The organism is Glycomyces sp. NPDC021274, assembly GCF_040641195.1.
Taxonomy (GTDB): Bacteria; Actinomycetota; Actinomycetes; order Mycobacteriales; family Micromonosporaceae; genus Glycomyces.
In genome coordinates this window covers 1-21,178 of sequence record NZ_JBFADC010000009.1, presented here as the reverse complement: position 1 = coordinate 21,178, position 21,178 = coordinate 1, and the positions used below count along the sequence as shown (strand labels likewise).

At 71.5% G+C, this 21,178-nt stretch carries 19 protein-coding genes and 1 pseudogene; 8 read left to right on the top strand and 12 right to left on the bottom strand.

Annotated features, from left to right (window positions below; translation table 11 throughout):
- Positions 1 to 561 precede the first annotated feature (561 nt).
- Complete coding sequence (locus tag AB0I03_RS18975) at positions 562 to 1,203, bottom strand: response regulator transcription factor (RefSeq protein ID WP_360414555.1); 642 nt, start codon at positions 1,201 to 1,203, stop codon at positions 562 to 564.
- On the bottom strand, positions 1,200 to 2,339 hold the full coding sequence (locus AB0I03_RS18970) for a histidine kinase (protein WP_360414552.1): 1,140 nt from the start codon (positions 2,337 to 2,339) through the stop codon (positions 1,200 to 1,202). Before AB0I03_RS18970 ends, AB0I03_RS18975 begins: the two co-directional genes overlap by 4 nt.
- A 186-nt stretch (positions 2,340 to 2,525) precedes the next feature.
- Between AB0I03_RS18970 and AB0I03_RS18965 the strand changes: the two genes are divergently transcribed.
- Positions 2,526 to 4,376, top strand: coding sequence for a protein-arginine deiminase family protein (locus AB0I03_RS18965; protein ID WP_360414549.1), 1,851 nt, complete (start codon positions 2,526 to 2,528; stop codon positions 4,374 to 4,376).
- 51 nt (positions 4,377 to 4,427) lie between these two features.
- Positions 4,428 to 4,991: a TetR/AcrR family transcriptional regulator C-terminal ligand-binding domain-containing protein gene (locus tag AB0I03_RS18960; protein ID WP_360414546.1), complete on the top strand. Its 564-nt coding sequence runs from the start codon at positions 4,428 to 4,430 to the stop codon at positions 4,989 to 4,991.
- Between the two features lie 198 nt (positions 4,992 to 5,189).
- Here the strand turns inward: AB0I03_RS18960 and AB0I03_RS18955 are convergent, their stop codons facing one another.
- A complete protein-coding gene (locus AB0I03_RS18955; RefSeq protein ID WP_360414543.1) occupies positions 5,190 to 6,005 on the bottom strand; it encodes an NmrA family transcriptional regulator in 816 nt (271 codons plus the stop codon).
- Positions 6,006 to 6,087: 82 nt separating this feature from the next.
- Here AB0I03_RS18955 and AB0I03_RS18950 point away from each other — a divergent pair, with 82 nt between their 5' ends.
- On the top strand, positions 6,088 to 7,032 hold the full coding sequence (locus AB0I03_RS18950) for an AraC family transcriptional regulator (protein WP_360414540.1): 945 nt from the start codon (positions 6,088 to 6,090) through the stop codon (positions 7,030 to 7,032).
- Positions 7,033 to 7,067: 35 nt separating this feature from the next.
- Here AB0I03_RS18950 and AB0I03_RS18945 read toward each other — a convergent pair.
- The 6 genes and pseudogenes from AB0I03_RS18945 to AB0I03_RS18920 form a co-directional block, all read right to left on the bottom strand.
- Positions 7,068 to 7,179 (bottom strand): annotated as a pseudogene (locus AB0I03_RS18945) (IS5/IS1182 family transposase); the annotation flags it as partial.
- A gap of 130 nt (positions 7,180 to 7,309) precedes the next feature.
- Positions 7,310 to 7,492, bottom strand: a complete 183-nt coding sequence (locus AB0I03_RS18940; protein ID WP_360414537.1) for a hypothetical protein — start codon at positions 7,490 to 7,492, stop codon at positions 7,310 to 7,312.
- A gap of 189 nt (positions 7,493 to 7,681) precedes the next feature.
- Positions 7,682 to 9,187, bottom strand: a complete 1,506-nt coding sequence (locus tag AB0I03_RS18935) for a molybdopterin-dependent oxidoreductase (protein WP_360414534.1) — start codon at positions 9,185 to 9,187, stop codon at positions 7,682 to 7,684.
- Positions 9,188 to 9,478: 291 nt separating this feature from the next.
- Positions 9,479 to 10,594, bottom strand: a complete 1,116-nt coding sequence (locus tag AB0I03_RS18930) for a PLP-dependent transferase (protein WP_360414531.1) — start codon at positions 10,592 to 10,594, stop codon at positions 9,479 to 9,481.
- Positions 10,591 to 11,361: an MTAP family purine nucleoside phosphorylase gene (locus AB0I03_RS18925; RefSeq protein ID WP_360414528.1), complete on the bottom strand. Its 771-nt coding sequence runs from the start codon at positions 11,359 to 11,361 to the stop codon at positions 10,591 to 10,593. Before AB0I03_RS18925 ends, AB0I03_RS18930 begins: the two co-directional genes overlap by 4 nt.
- Before the next feature lie 10 nt (positions 11,362 to 11,371).
- Positions 11,372 to 12,655, bottom strand: a complete 1,284-nt coding sequence (locus tag AB0I03_RS18920; RefSeq protein ID WP_360414525.1) for a DUF2064 domain-containing protein — start codon at positions 12,653 to 12,655, stop codon at positions 11,372 to 11,374.
- A gap of 113 nt (positions 12,656 to 12,768) precedes the next feature.
- Between AB0I03_RS18920 and AB0I03_RS18915 the strand changes: the two genes are divergently transcribed.
- Genes AB0I03_RS18915 through AB0I03_RS18900 form a run of 4 tightly spaced genes read left to right on the top strand, consistent with a single transcriptional unit; the run spans position 12,769 to position 17,031 of the window.
- Positions 12,769 to 13,458, top strand: a complete 690-nt coding sequence (locus AB0I03_RS18915; RefSeq protein WP_360414522.1) for a response regulator transcription factor — start codon at positions 12,769 to 12,771, stop codon at positions 13,456 to 13,458.
- A complete protein-coding gene (locus AB0I03_RS18910) occupies positions 13,458 to 14,693 on the top strand; it encodes a HAMP domain-containing sensor histidine kinase (RefSeq protein WP_360414520.1) in 1,236 nt (411 codons plus the stop codon). The genes AB0I03_RS18915 and AB0I03_RS18910 overlap by 1 nt, the downstream gene beginning before the upstream one ends.
- Positions 14,690 to 15,982 carry a hypothetical protein gene (locus AB0I03_RS18905; protein ID WP_360414517.1) on the top strand — a complete coding sequence of 431 codons (1,293 nt, stop codon included), beginning with the start codon at positions 14,690 to 14,692 and terminating at the stop codon, positions 15,980 to 15,982. Before AB0I03_RS18910 ends, AB0I03_RS18905 begins: the two co-directional genes overlap by 4 nt.
- A gap of 20 nt (positions 15,983 to 16,002) precedes the next feature.
- A complete protein-coding gene (locus AB0I03_RS18900) occupies positions 16,003 to 17,031 on the top strand; it encodes an NAD-dependent epimerase/dehydratase family protein (RefSeq protein ID WP_360414913.1) in 1,029 nt (342 codons plus the stop codon).
- A gap of 146 nt (positions 17,032 to 17,177) precedes the next feature.
- Here AB0I03_RS18900 and AB0I03_RS18895 read toward each other — a convergent pair whose 3' ends face one another.
- The gene (locus AB0I03_RS18895) at positions 17,178 to 18,125 is read right to left on the bottom strand and encodes an NmrA/HSCARG family protein (RefSeq protein ID WP_360414514.1); all 948 of its coding nucleotides are present in this window, start codon (positions 18,123 to 18,125) and stop codon (positions 17,178 to 17,180) included.
- Positions 18,126 to 18,231: 106 nt separating this feature from the next.
- On the bottom strand, positions 18,232 to 18,609 hold the full coding sequence (locus tag AB0I03_RS18890; protein ID WP_360414511.1) for a DoxX family protein: 378 nt from the start codon (positions 18,607 to 18,609) through the stop codon (positions 18,232 to 18,234).
- 167 nt (positions 18,610 to 18,776) lie between these two features.
- Between AB0I03_RS18890 and AB0I03_RS18885 the strand changes: the two genes are divergently transcribed.
- Positions 18,777 to 19,700 carry a hypothetical protein gene (locus tag AB0I03_RS18885; protein WP_360414508.1) on the top strand — a complete coding sequence of 308 codons (924 nt, stop codon included), beginning with the start codon at positions 18,777 to 18,779 and terminating at the stop codon, positions 19,698 to 19,700.
- A 56-nt stretch (positions 19,701 to 19,756) separates the two neighbouring features.
- On the opposite strand, the gene AB0I03_RS18880 is transcribed toward AB0I03_RS18885, so the two are convergent.
- Positions 19,757 to 20,689 (bottom strand): DUF6597 domain-containing transcriptional factor, encoded by a 933-nt coding sequence (locus tag AB0I03_RS18880; protein ID WP_360414911.1) that lies wholly within the window; start codon positions 20,687 to 20,689, stop codon positions 19,757 to 19,759.
- Positions 20,690 to 21,178 lie beyond the last annotated feature (489 nt).

Genomic DNA, 21,178 nt, shown 5'->3' with positions numbered 1-21,178 from the left:
TCCGCGTTCCTGGGGCGGTCGCCCGTCCCCGGCGAAGATGCGGCGGTGGGGCTGCCCACTCGCGCACAGTCCAGTTCACCAGATTGGGGACCTCCTGGCCCGGCGGCCCGATCCCCGCCGGGCCTGTTGCAGTCACAGCGGTTACCGGCGCGCGGCGTACTTGCGGGCTCCTGCGTCGCGGAGAATGGTCTTAACGCTGGAAAGTCCGATGGCGTACCGCGTGGCGAGGTCCCTCTGGAGCGCCCCATCGAGATAGTCTGCAATGAGTCGTTGCCGGTCCTTCGGGGCCAGCCGCTTACGGAGCGGACGCAGTTCTCTCCGAACACTAGATTTGCGACCTGGACCGCATTCCTGGCCTTTCGTGTCGGGTTTCGCATGGTTCGCAAGATCGGATCGCAACGCTTTGACCAGCGGAAACGTGTCCGAATAATCCTTCAGTACCTCCACTGAATCGGACATTTGGCACCTTAGGGATCTTCATATTGAAGGTCCCTATTTTCTTGCCCAGCAAGGTTTCTCGTACATGTTGTGCCGCGAGCGGGTCGCTTCCTCGCTGCGCGGTCATGGTGTGGCGAGTCCGGTTCTCCAGGCCCAAGCTGCGATGCCGACGCGGTTGCGGGCCCCGGTCTTGCGCTGGGCGTTGGCGATGTGGGTCTTGACGGTGCCGGCTGAGATGAACAGGTCAGTGGCAATTTCGGCATTTGACTTGCCTTCGGCGACCAGTTTGACCACTTGTCGTTCGCGTTCGGACAGATCGGGCCCGTTCTCGGACTTGGGCTTGGCCTCGGTCAGGCCGGTCAAGAGTCGGATGGTGAGCGAGGGGCTGATGAGGGTGTCTCCGGCGATCGCGGCGCGGACGGCCTCCACAAGCAGTGCCGGTCCCGAGCGTTTGAGGACGAATCCGGAGGCGCCTGCGTCCAGGGCGGCGCGGACGTAATCGTCGTCGTCGAATGTGGTCACGACGATGACCTTGGGCGGGTGAGGTTCGGCGTTCAGGTGTTTGAGGACTTCGATCCCGTCGAGTCGCGGCATGCGGATGTCGGCGAGTACGACGTCAGGGCTGTGCCTGCGGGCGGCTGCGAGCGCCGCTTCCCCGTCGGCGGCCTCGCCGACGACGCGCATGTCCGGTTGGGCGTCGAGGATCATGCGGAAGCCGTGGCGGACCAGGTCGTGGTCGTCGGCGATGAGGACGCGGATGGTCACAGCGGCAGCACCGCGGACAGGCGCCAGCTCTCGTGGCCGTCGGGTCCGGCATCGAACGTGCCGCCGCGGCCGTTCACGGAGCCCTCCAGTTGATGCAGGCCTTGGCCTCCGGCGATCCTGGCCTGAGGTTCGCCGTTCGGTTCGGGTGGCAGGTCGTTGACGACCTCGACCGCCAACGCGTTCGGGAGTCTGTTCAGTGAGATGCGGACGTCGGCAGCGTCGGGCGCGTGTCTGCGGACGTTGGTCAGCGCTTCGGTCACGATGCGGTGCGCGAGCGCGCTGACCGTCTCGGGGATCGGGAGGCTGGCGAGCCCATGATCGATGACGAGGCTGGTTCTTGCGCCCCCGGCCTCCTCGAATCGGCTTGCCAGAACGGCGATGTCGGCAAAGCCGTCGTAGTCTCGGAGGAGGGCGTCGTGTTCGCGCAGGAGGAGGACCGTGCGATCGAGCGAGGAGAGGGCCTGCAGCCCGGCTGCTTCGATGCGGGCGAGCGCGGCCTGGGCCTGGGCGGGTTCGCCGACGACCTGTGCCGCCTGGGCTTGCACGACGATGCCGGTCACGTCGTGGGCGACGTAGTCGTGAAGGTCCCGTGCGAGTGACAATCGCTGCGCGCGGCGGGCCTCCCTGACCGCGCGATCCCGCTCGTGCCGTTGCCGTCGCATGAACCGGCCGAACGCGGCTGCCGAGCCCGCAGCGATAGTCCACAGCAGGACCAGCACCGCGAGTTCTTCCGGCGCGGAGGGCGGGTCCATGCGCAAGCCGAGGCGCAGCGGCGACAGCCCTATCGCGATGCCCGCAGCAACGACGGCGGTCGCTTCGATTCTGGTCGCGGCCATGTGTGAGCCCAGCGCAACCAGTGCGAGCAGCACCGCGGTTTCAGCGATCCACCACAATGCGGCGCGGTTCGAGGTCGCCGCTCCCGGGTCGGCCGTGGCCATGAGGGAGACCGCTGCGGCGGCCAGCAGCGCCCACGGTCGCTGACGGTCTCGCAGGCTCGGCCGGGCGGCGAGGACTGCCGCTGCCAGAGCGGCGGGTGCGGACGCCGCCGAGCCGGTGCCGAGCCCGTCGAACACCGCCAAGCCGAGGACCGCCGCTGCGGCCGTCCAGCGTGCCGCCGGTTTGATCCACTGCTGCATGGGAGCCAAGTCTAGAGACGCGTGACGGGACCGCCCTCTGCCGAAAGGCAGAGCGGCGGCACATGAACGGCCCGGGAATCAGCCGCTCGGGGATACCGTCCTCCGCTCGTCTCGGCCAGAGTCGACGGCATGACAGATCCGAGAAGCAGGCACCGATTCCGTTCGCCCGCATTGATATTGGCTTCGTTGCTGGCGCTGGCGGCGGGTGCGGTGGCCTGGGAGGCCACCGCACGACCCGCTCCTGCCCTGCTGCTGGCCGACACGAACCGCGACGGTCGTGTCAATGCCGCCGACAGCGCGGGGAGAAGCGAATGGACGACCGACCGAGGCGCCATCATGGTGCCCAACCTCGACGACGACTTCGAAGCCTGCCCAACCGTTGGAGCCGAAGGGGAGCGGCTCGGCGACGACGCCCTGGCCGCCTGCTCGGATGGCGCAGATGAGGTGGTCAACGGCGCGGCCGACCTCCTCGACATGGCATCGCTGAGGATCAGGCCGATGCGCGGCGTCGGGGACAGCGCAAGTGCCTCGATCAGCGTCGACGACGCCTCGGCGGCGACCGCGCGCCTGTTCGTACGCGACGGCGACGACTACAGCCTGCTCGGCCCGAACGACCCGATCACCGCCGACCATCTGCGCGGCGGCATCGACCTGGCCCTCGAAGCCACCGACTTCACCCGGGACTCGGAGGGATGGGACGGGTTCATCGACGTGACGCTGACCGTCCGGAACGGTGGAACCGTCGAATCCGACCAGGTGCGCGTCCGTGTCGCGCCGCTGCTGCTGAGCCACGAGCTGGCTCCGATCGACCAACTGATCGTCGCCGACAACGGGACGGAAGTGGAGGCCGCCGAAAGGGACGGCTACGACCCGGATGCCGAAGCCCCTCCCGTCCACGACGGTGAGGAGGCCTTCCGCCAAGACTTGGTCGCCGGCCTGGTGTCGGCCGGGCTCGACGAACGACTGACCATGTACCCCACCGGCGATGACCGGTGGATGCGGGACCAGTTCATCACCGGGTACGCCGCCATGCCCGGCCGCGGCGGCGTCCCGCACACCATGACGGTGCTGCTGCGCTCCGCCGTCGTCGACCCGGAGGGCAGCACCGCCGAGTTCCCGCTGCGCGATGCGGGACGGCCGGTGTTCTCGCTGCTGCGCGGGGCCGACACCGCCGCGGTCCAGACGTACAGTCCCGACCGGGTCGGCCAGGACGAGTACAACGCCTTGTGGGGTTCGTTCAGCTCCACTGGCAATGTCATCGTCGCACCGCCCTATGCCACCGGCGAGGGCACCTGGCCTGCCGGGAGGATCCTGTACGGCTCGGACGGCGGCGACGCCGCGCCCGATCCCTCGTTCGTCGAGCTCCTTGAGGCGCAAGGAGACCAGGAGCCGCTTGCGGTCGACACGAGCTGGCTCGGTGTCGGCCACATCGACGAGTTCCTGTCGTTCACCACGGCCGACAACGACCGAGGGTGGGCGGCGGTCGTCGCCGACCCGGAGCTGGGTACCGAGCTGCTTGAGGGACTGGTCGACGAGGGTCTCGGCGGCCAGACGCTCGTGCAGGGCCTCGAGATGGACCCGGCCATGACCGTCGAGGAGGCACTGGCATCGCCGGAGCTGCTCGAAGGCAACCGGATTGCGACCGAAGGCATCGACGCGGCGCTTGCGGTAGTGACCGAAGCGCTCGGTCTCGGGGAGGAGGAGATCGTGCGGGTCCCTGCGGTGTTCACTGAACTCGTTGTCGACGGCTACCCTCGCCAGGGCATCGTGGCGAACCACCTGCCCGCCATCGTCAACGGCGTCGAAACCGGCACTGGCACCTTCCTCGCCATCAAACCCCACGGGCCACTCGACGCGGCCGGGCAGGACGTACTCGCGAACACCGCCGAAACGGCCTTCAGCGCCGTGGGAAGTCGGATCGCCTGGGTCGAGGCCTGGGACTACGGGCACGCGGTCGGCACCGTGGGAGGAGAGGTCCACTGCCTCACCAACACCACCCGCGATCAATCCGCAACCCAGGCATGGTGGCGAGCCTGAACTTGTTCCGGGCGCTCGGCCTCAAGGCCGAGCGCCCGGAACAACCCGCAAGTGGCGCGCTCGCGTGCGGCCGCGATGGCCGCCGGCCGCGAGATACTCCTATCCGACGGATGGGAGGCAGTCACCTACGTGACGGTGGCCGAACGCAGCGGCGTCGGCCGCACCACGCTGTACCGGCACTGGCCCACCATCGACCGATTCCTCCACGACATCCTCTTGCACGACTGGGCCGTCGAGCACCACACTCCGACGGGCGTCACCCGTGACGACCTCGTAGAAGAACTCGACGACTTCCGGGTCCAACTGCACGACCCCGCCGTGGAGCGGCCGATGCTCACCACCATGGACCGGGCCTCCCGCGATCCGGAGTTCGCTCAGCTGAGCGCCAAGCTGTACGAGGCCTGTTCGGAGGCCGCCGGGCAGATCATCCGGGCAGCGCAGCAGCGCGGCGACATCGATACCGGCCTCGACCTCGAACGAGCGGTCGCCGAACTGGCCGGACCGCTGATCTACCAGCGGTTCCTGGGCCGCAAGACCCTCGATCGCCAGTTCGTCGAGCACGTGGTCGACGACTTCCTCCGTGCCCAATCGACCACACCGGCCGACCCACATTGAGGCAGAACCAGCGACGACGGACATCAACGCCAGTTTGAACCCGGCCACGGTCATTCGCCGCTATTCAACCTGAAGGCCGAGGATTTTGCAGCGCCGGGAGGCCCGGACACCCCTGCCTAGTCCGGAAACAACGCTTCCGTCCAGGTCTCGACCTAGATCTTGCGGGAGGCCAGCGGCCGCGTCTTTGGTTGTAGTCGATCAGTTCCACAGGCCCTGGGTTCCCGCAGCGCGTGCGAAAGCAGCGAAGTCGCGGGGCGGCCTGCCGAGGAGGCGTTCAACGTCGTTGGAGAGCGACGCGAGCCGACCGGACCCGATCTGCGCGTACAGCGAAGCGGAGGTCCGCGCCCAATCCTCCGGCACTCCGAAAGCCAGCTGCTCAGCGATGAAGGCCGCTTCGGTCAGCGGGACATAGCGAACCTCGCGGCCGGTGGCGGCCGTGATCGCGGCGGCGATGTCGCCGAATGTCAGCAGGCGCGGCCCGGTCAGCTCGTACGCCGACCCGGCGTGACCGTCTTCGGTCAGGACGCGGACCGCCGCCTCGGCGATGTCGTCGGCGTCGATGAACGCCTCCGCGCCGTTCCCCGCCGGGAGCCGGAGCTCACCGGAGCGCACGGGGTCGCGCAGGAAGTCCTCGCTGAAGTTCTGGAAGAACCACCGCAGCCGCAGCGCAGTCGTCGCCAGTCCCGATGCGGCGAGCGAGGCCTCAGCGGCCAGGCCGCTCTCGTCTGGAGTGGACACCAGGGCCGTGCGCCGCACCCCCGCCGCGATCGCCGTTTCGCCAAGGGCAGCAAGGGCTTCAGCGGCCCGATCGACGGACGTGTATGGCGGGATGAGATAGAGCGCGCTCGCACCCTCCAGAACCGGGGCCCAGGTGGACCGGTCCTCCCAGTCGAAGCGCGTCGCAGATGTCCGCGAGGTCTCGCGATGGGCGACTCCGAGGTCGTCCAGCAGGCGCACCACGCGTCGCCCGGTCTTGCCAGTCGCGCCGGTCACCAGCACTAGTTCATCACTCATGCGAGCAAGCCAAGCATGATCAGAGCACCGTGACCATGGCGATGCGGCTCGTCTCTATACGCGAGCGTCTAGCATCGTCGGCATGCCCGACCTGGAACCGACCGGCACCGATCCGCTGACCGACCTGCTCGAACGCGTCCGCTGCGCCGGGGCGGTCTTCGAGCAGCCCACGCTCGCCGGGCGGCTGCTCCTGACTGTCCCGAACGGCTCTCCACTGACGGTGGCGGTACCGCTGCGAGGTCGTGTCCGGATCGCTGCAGCAGGCGCCGCTCCAGTCGACCTCGCACCCGGCCACGTCGCCATTCTCTCCGGGGGCGCACCCTACGAGATCACCGTGCAGGACACGGCCGGCGAAACCAGATCAGCTGGCCTGATGACCGGCCGGTACACGGTCAAAGGCGGCATGCCAGCGCGGCTGCTCGCCGCACTGCCGCCGCTGGCGGTCATCGAGACCGGACCCGACGACTGCCCGGTCAGCGCCGCCGCCTTCGCCGAGATCGACCGGACCCTGCCCGGCCGCCAGGCGTTCCTGGACCGGATGCTCGACCTGATGCTCGTCGCCGCGCTCCGCACCTGGTTCACCCGCCCGGGCGCACCCGTCCCCGACTGGTACCGGGCCCACGGCGACGCGGTGACGGCGACCGCGCTGCGCCTGATCGACGGCAACCTCGCCTATAGGTGGACGCTCGCGGAACTGGCGGCAAGGACCGGCGTCTCACGTGCCGCGCTGGCCCGGCGCTTCGCGGACCTGGTGGGTCAGCCGCCGATGACGTACCTGCGCGAACGCCGCCTCGATCGGACCGCCGAGCTCTTGTGCGACACCGACCTGACCCTGGCCGCGATCGCGGCCAGGGTCGGCTTCTCCACGCCGTTCGCGCTCAGCGCCGCGTTCAAACGCGCCCGAGGCCACAACCCCAGTGAACACCGGGCACGACGCCGCAGAGCACCCGACTCCCCAACCTCCCTTCCTCCCGGCGAGACCAAGATGTGTCCTCCCGGCATGCCCCTAGGTCAGGCTGCCATCTAGCAAGACCGCAATCGCCAAAGGCCCTGTCCCTGAGAGTTCGCCGCAGAGAAGGCAAGGGCGAGAGTGTACGCCGTTTCGGTCGCTCAGGCCGTGAATCTTCGAGCCCGGCTTGCCGCGGTCGACCGAGTTTGGGCCGGTCAGCGATCCCCGATCAGGGTTTTGGGAAGCGGTGAAGTGGCCGGGGTAGCTCCCTGGGTCATCTCGTGAGGATGGCGGCCACGCTGGCTCGCGTGCCCCTTGCTGCCACGAGCGGCACGCTCGGCCTCCGCCAGGCTGCTTAGGCTCGGGTCGCGTACTTGCGGGCTCCGGCTTCGCGGAGGATGGTCTTGACGCTGGAAAGTCCGATGGCGTACCGCGAGGCGAGGTCTCTCTGGAGGGCCCCGGCGAGGTAGTCTTCGATGAGTCGTTGGCGGTCCTCCGGGGCCAGCCCTTTGCGGAGCGGACGCGGTGCTGTCCGCACAGGAGATTTCAGGTCTGTACTGCGTTCCTGGCTATCTGTGTCGGGTTTCGCATGGTTCGACAGGTCGGATCGCAGCGCTTTGACCTGCGGGGAACGTGTGCGGATAAGCGTTCAGTACCTCCACAAATAATCAGGGCCGGTCTCCCGTCACGGGGGACCGGCCCTTTTGCGTGCGTGCGGGGTCGGCTCCTAGCCGACCGAGATGCGGACGCTGTGGAGGCCGGTGGCGCCGTCGGGGATGACGCCTTGGACCTCGCTGGTCTGCGGGACGCCGTCGCCGTCGGTGGCGCGGACGGTGAGGGTGTGGTCGCCGGGCTCGGCGTCCCACTCGATGAGCCACTGCCGCCAGGTGTCGGTGGTGGCGACATCGGACAGTTGGCAGGGCGTCCACTCGCCGTCGTCGACGCGGAGTTCGACGGCGCTGATGCCGCGGTGCTGGGCCCAGGCGACTCCGGCGACGACGACGGTGCCGGAGTCGGCCTTGGAGCGGGGCGTGTCGATGCGCGACTGGGTCTTGATCGGCTTCGGGGTGGACCAGCCGCGGGTGATCCAGTACGCGTCGTACGCGTCGAAGGTGGTGAGCTCGAGATCGGTGAGCCACTTGGTGGCCGAGACGTACCCGTACAGGCCGGGGATGACGAGGCGGGCGGGCCAGCCGTGGTCGACCGGGAGCGGTTCGCCGTTCATGCCGAGGGCGATCATGGCGTCGCGGCCGTCGAAGACGAGGTCGGTGGGGGAGCCGGCGGTCCAGCCGTCGGTGGAGCGGGACACGAGCTGGTCGGCGGCGGCGTTGACGCCGGATTCGGCGAGGAGGTCGGCGAGGCTCACGCCGAGCCAGCGGGCGTTGCCGATGAGGTCGCCGCCGACCTGGTTGGAGACGCAGCACAGGGTGATGTCGCGTTCGATGAGTTCGCGGCCGAGCAGGTCGTCCATCGTGTAGGTGCGTTCGCGGTCGACCATGCCGTGCACGCGGAGCCGCCATGTGTCGACGTCGACGCGGGGGACGGTGATCGCGGTGTCGATCCGGTAGAAGTCGCGGTTCGGGGTCAGGTACGTGGACAGGCCCCGCTGCTCGAATTCGGCGACCGGGCCCGGTTCGACGGCGGGGACGTCGGGTTCGGGCAGGGTGAGCGCCTCGCGGTCGGCCTCGACCGCGGCCGGTCCGACCCGGCCGGCCCACCAGGAGGCGGCGACCGCGGCGGCCGCGACGCCGCCGACGGCCGCGAGGAATCCGCGTCGGGCGGTCGACGTCCCGGTGTCGAAGCGCGACGCCCACCATTGGAGGCCTGCGAGCGCGACCGCCCCGGCGAGCAGTGAGGGCATTGCCGCGCCGGCCCCGAGGCCGGGCCTGGTGACGGCCGCTGCCGCGCCGATGAGTGCGAACGCCACGATCGCGGCCCGCGCCGGCCACGGCCGGGTCCGCCACAGCCTGCCGATCCCGTACCCGGCGGCGGCGACGCCGATCGCGAGGCCGAGGACCAGGAGCGGCTTGTCGAGGGTGCCGACCAGGTCGATGAACCAGTGCGAGACCTCGAGCGGGACGATCGCGATCACGGTGTCGCTGAGCGCGGACAAGGGGGCGGACCGCGGCGCGGCGAACGCGGCGACGAGGTGCCCGACCGCCAGCCCGGCGAGGGTCGCGAGGAGCCCGGCCGCGGCCCAGGCGCGCGGTGAGGCGGGTTGCGTGGTGTTCACTCCACCATCATCGCGCTTTCGCTGCTCCGGGTCCCGCGCCGGAGCCTTACGTTCCGCTAAACAACGCCCGGGGAGCGGGGCCGGGGAGCGCACGAATGCGGGTGGGGTCTGTGGCCTGGAAGCGTACGAGTGCGCGTCGGTGCCTGTGAGTCGCGGTCCGGCGGAGTCCGGGGCGGCGAGCTGGTTCCGCGGCCCCGGAGCGTATGGGCGGACGCCGGTCCGCGGCCCGGGATCGCACGGGCGCGTGCCGTGCCCGGGGCCTGAATATCAGGGAGCTCGCAGGTACCGGTGTCAGTCGCGGAGGGCGCTGGCGAAGTCCGCGACCAGGTCGTCGGTGGCTTCGATGCCGGCCGAGAAGCGGATCAGGTCGTCGGGGAGGCCCGCGGCTTCGCCGCGGGCGGACACGCGGGTCACGAGTGATTCGACGCCGCCCAGGCTCGAGGCCGCGTACGGCAGCCGCAGCGACGCGACCAGCTCATCGGCCGCCGCGGCGCCGCCGACCGGCCGGAATGCCAGCACCGACCCGTATCCGTCGAAGAGTGCGGTCGCCCGCCGGTGGTCGGGGTGGGCGGCGAGGCCCGGGTAGCGGACGTCCGCGATCCGGTCGTGCCCTTCGAGGAAGGTCGCGACCGCCATGGCGTTGGCGTGCTGCTGGCGCACCCGCAGCGCCAGCGTTTTGAGTCCGCGGGAGAGCAGGAACGCCGCGTGCGGGTCGAGGGCGCACCCGTAGGCGCTCATGACGGACGCGACCCGCGCGATGCGTTCGCGTGAGCCGGTCACGACGCCGGCGGCGAGGTCCGAGTGGCCGTTGAGCGCTTTGGTCGCCGAGTGGCACACCAGGTCGAAGCCGACCGAGTGCGGGCGGAAGACGACGGGGGTCGCGAGGGTGTTGTCGATGAGGGAGGCGATGGCGTGCTCGCGGGCGAAGCGGGCGGCGCCGGGGAGGTCGCCGACCTGGACGAGCGGGTTGGTGATGGTCTCGGTCAGGAACGCCTTCGTCTCGGGCCGCAGCGCCTTCCGCCAGGCGTGGTCGTCGGCGGGGTCGACGAGGTCGTACGTCCAGCCGAGCCGTTCGGCGTGCTCGGTGAGGAACCGCAGGGTGCCGCCGTAGAAGGACCCGGCGGCGATGAGGTGGTCGCCGGCGCCGAGGACGCTGTGGAGCGCGACCGAGATCGCGGCCATGCCGGAGGCGGTGGCGACGGCGTCCTCGGCGTCCTCGAGGGCGGCGAGCCTGCGGTGGAGGTGGCGCTGGGTGGGGTTGGTGCCGAGCCGGATGTAGGGGGCGTCGCCGCCGGGGCCGGTCTCGTAGACGGTGCCCTGGTGGATCGGGTGGACGACCGAGCCGCCTTCGGGCGGGCGGGGTTCGCCGCCGTGGACGGCGAGGGTCTCGAACCGTTCGGTGTTCACGTGGCCAGCCTCGGGATCGCGGCGTCGAGGAGTTCGCGGACTTTGTGGAGGTTCGCCTCGAAGACGGCGAAGACCGCGTCCTGGCTGACCGGTTCGATGTGCGGGTCCTCGTCGAGGCCGGCGTCGTAGTCGGTGACCAGGGCGATGCCGACGAAGGGGATGCCGGCTTCCATGGCGAGCGGCGCTTCGGGGGCCTGGGTCATGTTGACCACGTGCCATCCGTTGTCGCGGTGCCAGCGGGATTCGGCGCGGGTGGAGAAGCGGGGGCCGTTGACGACGACGACGGTGCCGCCGTCGTGCGCGACCGCGCCGACCTCGGCGGCGGCGTCGAGCATGATGCGGCGCAGCCGCGGGTCGTACGGTTCGGCGAAGGGCAGGTGCACGGGGCCGTCGGTGAACTCGTCGTGGAAGGTGGACTCGCGGCCCCAGGTGCGGTCGACGAGCTGGTCGCAGACGACGAACTCGCCGGGCCGGATCTCGGGGCGCAGGGACCCGGCCGCGAACGGCGAGACGAGGGCGCGCACGCCCAGCTGCCGCATGGCGTCCACATTGGCGCGGTAGTTGACGCGGTGGGGCGGGTACCGGTGCCCGGTGCCGTGCCGGGGCAGGAACGCCACGCGGACGGCGCCGTACGTCGCGATGGCGACGGGCGCGGAGGGCGGGCCCCACGCGGTCTGGAGGTCGTGCGTTTCGGCTTCGGCCGCAAGGGCGTAGAAGCCGGAGCCGCCGAAGACGCCGATGTCGGCCCGGGGCGGGGTCTCGTTCACTGCCTGCTCCTCATCGTTTCCCGGTCGTGAACTGCGCCAGTTGCGCGCGCATGTCCTTGACGGCGCGGAGGGTCCCGCCGAGGGTCCCGGTCACTTTGCTCCTGCCGATGCGCGGCCGGTAGGGGACGGGCAGTTCGGTGATCCGCCAGCAGTCCTGTCCGGCACGCAGCACCATTTCGAGCGGCCAGCCCGAGCGCCGATCGGTGATGCCGAGGCCGAGGAGGGCCTCGCGGCGGGCGGCGCGCATCGGCCCGAGGTCGGTGACGTGCGCGTTGCAGCGGCGGCGGATCTGCCGGGCGAGGTAGCGGTTGGCGAGGCGCCCGTGGAGCGGCTGCGCGCCCGCTTCGGCGTTCCTGGCGCCGAGCACGAGGTCGGCGTCGCCTGCGAGGACGGGCGCGCAGACCCGGGGCAGGTCGGCGGGGTCGAGGGAGGCGTCGCAGTCCATGAAGGCCACCACGGGCGCGGTCGCGGCGGTGAGCCCGGCGAAGCAGGCCGCGCCGAATCCGCGGCGCGGCTCGCTCACGACGTGCGCGCCGAGGTCGGCGGCGACCTGGGCCGAGCCGTCGTCGGAGCCGTTGTCGACCACGATCGGCCGGTACCCGGGCGGCATCCGCTCGAGCACCCACGGGAGCGCGCCGCGCTCGTTGAGCACCGGCAGGACCACGTCGACCGTGGGCAGCAGCGCCCGGACCCGCTGCGCGGTGCGCGTGCGCGGCGCGAGCGCACTGATGATCCGGGCGTCCTCGGCATTGTCGAGGTCGCGCAACACGGGCAGGTCGGCCACGGTGAGGCCGAGGGCCTCCAACCGCTTGCGCTGCAACGCACCCGTGTCGCCGCGGCTCATCGGGACGCCCTCGAACGCGCCGGGGTGCGGCCGGGCCAGGCCCAGGGCCCACCATCCGCCGTCCTCGGCCAGGCCGAGCGCCGCCTCCGCGCCGCCGGTCACGACCCCCAGCGCCGCATCGAGCAGGCCCGGCGTCACCTGCGGCGTGTCCATGCCGATCTGCAGCCCGGGCCCGCCCGCGAACGCCCACGCCGCGGCCAGCCGCTCGTTGAACGTGCCCTCGACCTGCGGCACCACTTCGAAGCCCGCGGGGAGCCACGGCCCGGGCTCGCCGTCGAGCGCGAGGATCCGCCGGTCCGCGCCGCACGCGGCGACCGCTTCGAGCGTGTCCGCGAGCGCCGCCTCCGCGACCGCCGCAGCCTCCACAGTGGTCAACGGCGGGGTGAGCCTGGTCTTGGACCGCCCCGGGACCGGGGCCTTCGCCAAGACGAGGAGATGGGTCCGCTGCATGGGGCCGATGCTACTGACGGACGGGCCCCGAAAGGGAGGGACGATTCTTACGGTATGCGAAAGTCTTGGACCATCCGGTGACGGCGGCGCCCGGCATCGGTCATCGTTGACCCATGAGCTCCCAAGCCGCCCCCCGCGTGCTCGTCGTCGACGACGACACCGCACTCGCGGAGGTCGTCGCCCGCTACCTGCGCCGCGAAGGCTTCGACGTCGACTACGCCGCCGACGGCGCCACCGGCCTCGAACGCGCCCTCGCCACCCTCCCCGACCTCGTCGTCCTCGACCTGATGATGCCCGGCATGGACGGCTTCGAAGTCTGCCGCCGCCTCCGCGAGGCCACCAGTGTCCCCGTCGTCATGCTCACCGCCCGCGGCGAGGAGCACGACCGCATCGCCGGCCTCGACCTCGGCGCCGACGACTACGTCACCAAGCCCTTCTCCCCGGGCGAACTCGCCGCCCGCGTCCGCGCCGTCCTGCGCCGCGCCACCGCCGCACCCCCGCCCGCCGCCGTCCTCACCGGCGGCGGCCTCGAGATCGACACCCTCGCCCACAAAGTGCACCGCGACGGCGCACCCGTCGACCTCACCGCCAAGGAGTACGACCTCCTCGTCTGCTTCCTCAGCAACCCCGGCCGCGCCTTCCAGCGCGACGAGCTCCTCGAAGCCGTGTGGGGCTGGAGCATCGGCGACACCTCCACCGTCACCGTCCACGTCCGCCGCCTCCGCGAGAAGATCGAGGACGACGCCTCCGCGCCCCGCCACCTCACCACCGTCCGCGGCGTCGGCTACCGATGGGAGCCCTGATGGAGCACCTGCGCCACCGCCGGACCGGCTCCCTGCTGATCCTCGCGACCGCCCTCGCCGCGGCCACCGCCCTCGCGGTCGCCTTCGACTTCCCGCCCCGCGACATCGCCGTCCTCGTCACCGTCGCCGCGGTCGCCTCCGCCGTGGCCGGCGGCGTCGGCGGCGTCGCCCTCCGCCGCCTGCGCAGCCGCCCCGCCCGCGTCCAGACCATGACCGTCGCCCTCTCCTCGGTCCTGGTCGCCGCCACCGGCGTCGTCACCGCCGCGCTCGCCATGTTCATCTCCTTCCACGACCTGGTCGTCCTCTTCGTCGTCCTCATCGTCGCCTCCGGCGTCGCCTTCGGCGCGGCCTGGCAGCTCGGGGACGACATCGGCGCCGGCGCCCAGCAGGTAGGCGCCTACGCCCGCACCATGGTCGGCAGCGACGGCCGCATCAGCGCCGGCCACGCCCCCGCCGTCACCGGCCCCGGCGAACTGGCCGCGCTCGCGGGCGAACTCGCCGACGTCTCCCGCCGCCTCGATGAGTCCCAGCGGCGCGAACGCGCCCTCGAATCCTCCCGCCGCGAACTCATCGCGTGGGTCTCGCACGACCTGCGCGCCCCCCTCGCCACCATCCGCGCCATGGCCGAGGCCCTCGACGACGGCGTGGTCGACGACGACTCCGCCGTCAAGCGCTACCACTCGCAGATCCGCACCGACGCCGAACGCCTCACCGCCCTCGTCGACGACCTCTTCGAGCTCTCCCGCATCAACAGCGGCACCCTGCGCCTCGGCCGCGAGAAGGTCGACCTGTGCGACGCCGTCGCCGACGCCATCGCGGGCGCCAGCGCCGCCGCCGAGGTCAAGGGCGTCGCCGTCGTCGAACACCTCAACGCGCTCCCGCCGATCGAGGTCGCCGCCCGCGAATGCTGCCGCGCCCTCGACAACCTCTTCGACAACGCCATCCGCCACACCCCCGCAGGCGGCACCGTCGTCATCTCGGCCGCAGCCGAAGGGGACACGGCCGTCCTCCACATCGACGACGAGTGCGGCGGCATCCCCGACCACGACCTCCCGCGCGTCTTCGACATCGCCTTCCGCGGCGACGAGGCCCGCCGCCGCGACGACCGCGGCGGCGGCCTCGGCCTCGCCATCAGCCGCGGCCTCATCGAAGCCCACGCCGGATCGGTGACCGCCGCCAACACCGCCCGAGGATGCCGCTTCACCGTCCGCCTCCCCGCCCCGGCCCGCCCGTGACGACCCGCGCCCGGACCGGCGCCGCCCTCGCCGCCTGGACCCTCCTCCTCGCCCTCGCATGGGTACTCGGCCAGGTCAAACGCAACACCACCGACCGCGATCTCAAACTCGACGCGATGCCGCTCTACGGCACCTGGGACCCGCACTTCGACGCGACCCTGCTCGCCCCGCTCGCCGCGGGCGCGCTCGTCATCGCCGTCCTGCCCGCCGCCGCGGCGCGCTGGCGGTGGCGGTACGCCGTCATCGCGACCGCGGCCGCCGCCGTCCTCTTCAGCACCGCGCTGGCGCTGGCCCACTCGCATCCGAGCACGTGGGGCGATCTGGACAAGCACTATGCGAGCGGCGGCCGCTTCGTGGACGAGGCCGGCGGGGTCGCGCCGTTCCTGCGGCAGTACACGGAGCTGCAGCTGGAGGGCGTCTTCCCGGTGCACCTCCAGTCGCATCCGCCGGGTCTCGTCCTGTTCCTGTGGGGCGCAGCGAAAGCGGGCCTCGAAGGCCTGCTGTTCCAGAACGCGGTCGTCCAGCTCGCGGTCGCGGCGGCGGCGGTCGCGGCGCTGGTGATCGGCCGCGATGTCGCGGGGGAGCGGCTGACCCGCCGGGCCGCGCCGTTCCTGGTCATCGTCCCGGCCGCGTTCTGGCACAACAACGCTGACGTGGTGTTCGCGGGCGTCACGCTCAGTGCCGTCGCCTGCCTGATCCTCGCGACCAACCGCACGGGCCCGAGGTCGGTCGTCCTGACCGCCGTCGGCGGCCTGCTGGCGGGCGCGGCGCTCATGCTCTCGTTCTCGGCGGCGCTGCTCGCGGTGCCGGTGCTCGTCGTCGCGATCCGGCGCCGCCGCTGGGGCGTGCTGATCGGCGGTGGTGCGTTCGCGGCGGCGGTGGTGCTCGCGCCGCTGCTGTGGGGGTACTGGTGGTTTGAAGGGCTGCAGGTCACGCGGGCCCGCTACTACGCGGGGGTGGCCTCGGCGCGCGGGTACTGGTACTTCCTGCTGGCGAACCTCGCGGTGTTCGCGTTCGCGCTGGGCCCGGCGATCGCGGTCGCGCTCGCCCGGCTGAACCCCCGCACATCAGGCGAAAGTCGCATGTGGATAGTTGTGGGTTCGTGCCTGGCGGCCGTGGCGATCGCGGACCTGTCGGGGATGTCCTCGGCGGAGACCGAGCGGATCTGGCAGCCGTTCATGCCGCTCGTCCTCCTGGCCGGGTGCGCCCTGACGCGACCCCGGGGGTGGCTGGCGCTGCAGCTGGCCGTCGCCGTCATCCTCGCCGCCGCATTGAGCGTGCAGTGGTGACCGAGAGAAAGGCAGATCCCTTGCGTGTACTGGTGACCGGCGGTGCCGGGTTCATCGGCGGCCATATCGTCGAGCGGCTCGCCGCCCGCGGCGATGCGGTCGTCGTCCTCGATTCCCTTGCAGCCCATAAAGAACCACCCCCGCTGCCCGACAACGTGGAGCTCGTCGTCGGCGACCTCCGGGACGAGCGCGCCGTGCGGCGCGCGGTCGAGGGCGTCGACGCCGTCTGCCACCAGGCCGCGCGCGTGGGCCTCGGCGTGGACTTCGACGACGTGAGCGACTACGTCGCCGACAACGACGGCGGCACCGCGAACCTCCTGCGCGCCTTGTGGCGCCGCTCCTTCACCGGCCGCCTCGTCGTCGCCTCCTCCATGGTCGTCTACGGCGAAGGCCGCTACCGCTGCCCCGACCACGGCGACGTCGGCGCCGCGCCCCGCGACCGCCGAGACCTCGACAATGGACGGTTCGAGCCCCGCTGCCCCGGCTGCGGCGCCGACTTGTCCTGGGCTCCCGTCCGCGAGGACGCCCGACTTGACCCGCGGAACGTCTACGCCGCCACGAAGGTCCACACCGAGCATCTGTCGTTCCTGTACGGCCGCGAATCCGGCGCGCGGGTCTGCGCGCTGCGCTACCACAACGTGTACGGGCCGCGGATGCCCCGCGACACCCCCTATGCGGGGGTCGCCAGCATCTTCCGCAGTGCCCTCGAGTCGGGTTCGGCCCCAAGGGTGTTCGAGGACGGGGGCCAGACCCGCGACTTCGTCCACGTCCACGACGTCGCCCGCGCGAACCTCCTCGCCCTCGACAGCGACTGGGTGGGCGCCTGCAACATCGCCAGCGGCGAACCGCGCAGCGTCGGCGACATGGCCCGCGCCCTCGCCGCCGGCTTCGGCGGCATCGAGCCCGTGGTCACCGGCGAGTACCGCCTCGGCGACGTCAGGCACATCGTCGCCGCCCCCGACCTCGCCGCCGACGCCCTCGGCTTCCGCGCGGAGACCGGCTTCGCCGAAGGCATGCGCGCCTTCGCCGACGACCCGCTCCGGGACTGAGCGGCGCTCGAGACGGGCCGAACCCACAGGCGGCCGCACCCGCTTCCCGGCCACCGCTACGGCCCGGCCGAGCATCGACATCGCGAGCGGAGAGGGACCGCCCCCACCGGGGGCGGTCCCTCTGCTCCTCAAATGCGTCTCGCGGCTCAGGCCTGCGCGAAAGCGGCCTTGTGCTCGGTGAGCCACTCCTTGAACGTCTTGAGCTCGGAGTTCAAGGCGCGCACGGTGTCGAGGTCGCGGCGGCCGGTGAACTCGTCGTCGAACTCGGCGTAGTACTGGAACATGTTGCCCATCTCCTCGGCGGCCGGGAATCCCGCGGCGCGGAAGGCGTCGAACGGCACCGGCTGGTAGGCGACCGGCTCGCCGAGGACCTCGGCGAACACGTCGGCGTACTGGGAGCCCGTCAGATGCTCTCCGGCGATGCTCACGGTCTTGCCCACGAGCTCCTTGCCGCGCTTGAAGATGCCGAACGCGGTGCGGCCGATGTCCTCGGCGGCGATCCCGGCGAGCGCGCCGTCGCCCATCGGCATCGCCAGGACCAGGCTGCCGTCCTCCTGCCGCCGGGGCGGGAGGAAGGCGGCGAAGCCCTCCCAGTAGAAGGTGGTCTGCAGGAACGTGGTCGGGACCCCGGCCTCGCTGAACAACGCGTTCGCCTCGCCCTTGACGTCGAAGTGCGGGACCTTGAAGCGGCCCAGGAGGGTCGGCATGCGGTCGTCCTCGAGCGGCACCGCGTCGCGCGTGTCCTCCAGGGTCGACCAGATCGCGTGCTCGACGCCCGCGCTCGCGGCGGCGCGGGCCAGGTTGGCGGCCTGCTCGTACTCGCGGTCGGGGGACATGTGCTGCCAGAAGTCGGTGACGAGGTACGCGCCGTACACGCCGTCGAAGGCCTTGGCGAGGCTCGCCTCGTCGTCGAGGTCGGCCTCCACCACTTCAGCGCCGAGCCGCGCGAGTTCGCGGGCCTTCTCGGAGTCGGCGTTGCGGGTGAGTGCGCGCACGGTGAACCCGGCGTCGGGGTCGGCGAGGATCGCGCGGGCGAGCCCGCCGCCCTGCTGTCCGGTCGCGCCGACGACTGCGATGAGCTTCTGCTCGGTCATGTTCGTGCCTTTCGGTTCGGTGTCCCCGGTGCTTCACCCGGGACGATAGGTCGGTGACGGAGTGCTCCGGTGCGGTTCGGACGAACCGTCCTCGGCGGTGCGGGAATCAGAACGCGTGCGGGCCGAACCGGCCCCAGGCGACGACGGCGGCGAGGGCGAGCAGGACCAGGTTGGTGACGACGGCCTGGCCTTCCTTGCGGCGGCCGTGCGTGACGGCGGCGCCGACCATGAGCAGCGCGAGCCCGGCGGCGGCCAGCGGCACGAGGACCACGGCGGTGTCGAGCACCGCGGGCAGGATGAGGCCGACCGCGGCGAGCACTTCGAGCGCGCCGATCAGCTTGATGAGACCCGGCGGGAAGTCCTCGGCCCAGCCCATGCTCGGCGACTCGAGCAGCCGCGCCTTCGGCTTGGCCAGCCTGGTCAAGCCTGCGAGCAGGAAGAACGCGGCCAGGAGGCCCGCGAGTATCCAGAGGACGAGGTTCATGATCCCACCTTCGAGAACGCTAGTTGATGCATCATCTATCTCGTCATGAGGATGCATGATGCATCATTTACTGTAGCGCTAGATAGATGATGCGTCAAGTATCGGGGTCGGATCGAAGTCCGTTCTGTTCAAGACCGCCCCGCCCGCCGGGGCCTAGCGTGGAGGGCATGGGACGCATCACCGACACCATGACCGAACGCGCCGCCGAGTTCATCTGGCTCACCGGCTCCGCCCTCGACCAGCGCCGCCTCGAGCACCTCCTGGGCGAAGGCGACCGCGACGCAGTGCTCACCGCACTCGCCGGCCACCGCACCGCCGACGGCGGCTACGCGTACGCCCTCGAACCTGACGTCAAAGGCCCCGCGCCGCAACCGCTCGCGGCGATGTCCGCCCTGGAGGTCCTCGACGACACCGACGCACTCGACCAGGACACCGCCGGACCCGTCTGCGACTGGCTGCTCCGCCACACCGCACCCGACGGCGGCGTACCCGACCTGCTCCCGAGCATCAGCAGGTACCCGCACCCGCCATGGGTCGAGCCGCCGCCGCAGGACCGCGGCGGCCTGCTCACCACCGCGCGCAGCGCCGGACTGCTCCTCGCGCACCGGATCGACCACCCCTGGCTGACCGGAGCGACCGCGTTCTGCCGCAACGCGATCGCCGAACTCGAGACCACCCATCCCTACGAGGTCTTCAGCATCGTCCGCTTCCTCGACGGCCTCGCCCGCGACCCCGCCGACCGCGCCTGGGCCGAGACCCAGGCTGAGCGGATCGGCGCCCTCGTACGGGACGCCGGCCTCGTCCTCCTCGACCCGGCGAACCCCGACGGCATCCCCACACCGCCCGGGTACGCGGACGAGGAGTACACGCACCCGTGCGAGTTCGCCGCCGACCCGCACAGCCTCGCCGCCCGGTGGTTCTCCGCGGAGGAAATGGCCGCGTCCCTCGACCACCTCGCCGCCGACCAGCGCGACGACGGCGGCTGGCCGATCTACTACCGCCGCTGGAACCCGGCGATCGAGCAGCAGGCCCGACCCGGCTTCACCCTCCGGGCGCTGCGCACACTCAAAGCCTGGGACCAGGTCGCCTGACCAGCAATGCCACGCGAGGCGTCCCCGCGCACCGCGAGCGTCCGCGGGGCGGTGTCCTAAGCCCGCGGCGGGCTCGCCGGGACCGTGAACGCCCGCGAGGCGCCTACCTCGTGAGTGCGCGCGACCCGTCTGGATCGCGAACGCGCGCGAGTCTCGTCTGCGCGCCGTAAGCGCACGGTGCCATCGTCCGCCCCGTGGCCGCGCGATGGCGTCGCCCGGGCCACGATCGCACCCGGGGTCGCACCCGCCCAGCGCCGCACTTGGCGACTCAGATGCGCCTGATCGGCATACCCCTGCTCGGCCGCGATGCGGCTCCAGTCAGGGCCGGAAGTCCACGCAGGACCAGCTGATCGAGTCCGCACCGACGCCCGGTCGGGCGTGCCGCCCCGCTTCGGACCAAGGCCCGGCGTCCGACCCGGCTCGGCGGACCGCGTCGGACCGGAGGACACCGCTTCGAGCCCCGCGACTCCAGACCCGGCGGCAGCGGACGAGGCGGCTTCGAGCGCGCGGCGGAAGCGCAGGATCTGCTCCAGCGTCTTCGGCCCGTACCCGGCCGCGGCCCGCACGCGGCGACGCAGGTGGCGTTCCGAGAAGCCCAGTTCCCAAGCGAGCCCGGCGATCGCCGGAGGCCGCGGACGGTCCAACGAGGCGGCCACGGCCACCGCGACCCGATCGGGCCCGTGAACGCCCATGCGGTCCCCGAGCGCGCCGGCGAGGACCGCGGCGATCCGCCACGGCTCCCGCACGCCCTCCAGCGTGTCCGAGAGACGCAGGGCCGCTTCGCCCCACAACTCGCCCAGCCCGGGCTGGGCGTCGGTCACATCGGTCGCCGGCACCCCGCCGAGCAGCAGACGCGCGGCACCCGGGCGCAGGCGGACACCGACGATCAACTCACCGGGTTCGAGCGGCACCTCCCGATGACGCGTGTCCGGGCCCGCGATCTCAAGCGCCCCGCGCCGCCACAGAAGATCGGTGCACCCGTCCGGCACGACCCGCGCGGCGACCGCACCGCACTCGCGCCCGCCACCGAGGACCGCCCGCCCGGATGCAGCGTCCGCACCCGCGGTGTCCGCTCCCGCGTCGGGCGCGGCACCCGCATCGTTCCCGGGAGCACGACGGACCCACACGCAAGGCGACCAAGGACGCAGCGGCCCCTGCGGTGAGCGCTCCTCGTAACTCGGCTGCGCTGGCACGTTTCCACCGTAACGCCAGGGTCCGACACTCCGCCCTCGAAGCACACCCCGTGCGAATCCGATCGAGCCACTCCCGCTCAGGCGACAGCACCGGCCCGGCCCGCACCGCTCAGCCCCACCGGCCCGAACGGCACTCAGCCAGGTCACTCGGGCCGCGCTGGCCTAGGGCCTGTCCTGTGAATCAGGCCGTTCGTTATCCGGCCCATTCGCCCGCTCGCTGCGTTGTCGGGGCGTCTGCATACAACACCGGTATGCAGACGCCCCTCCGCCTTGCGACCGAACGAA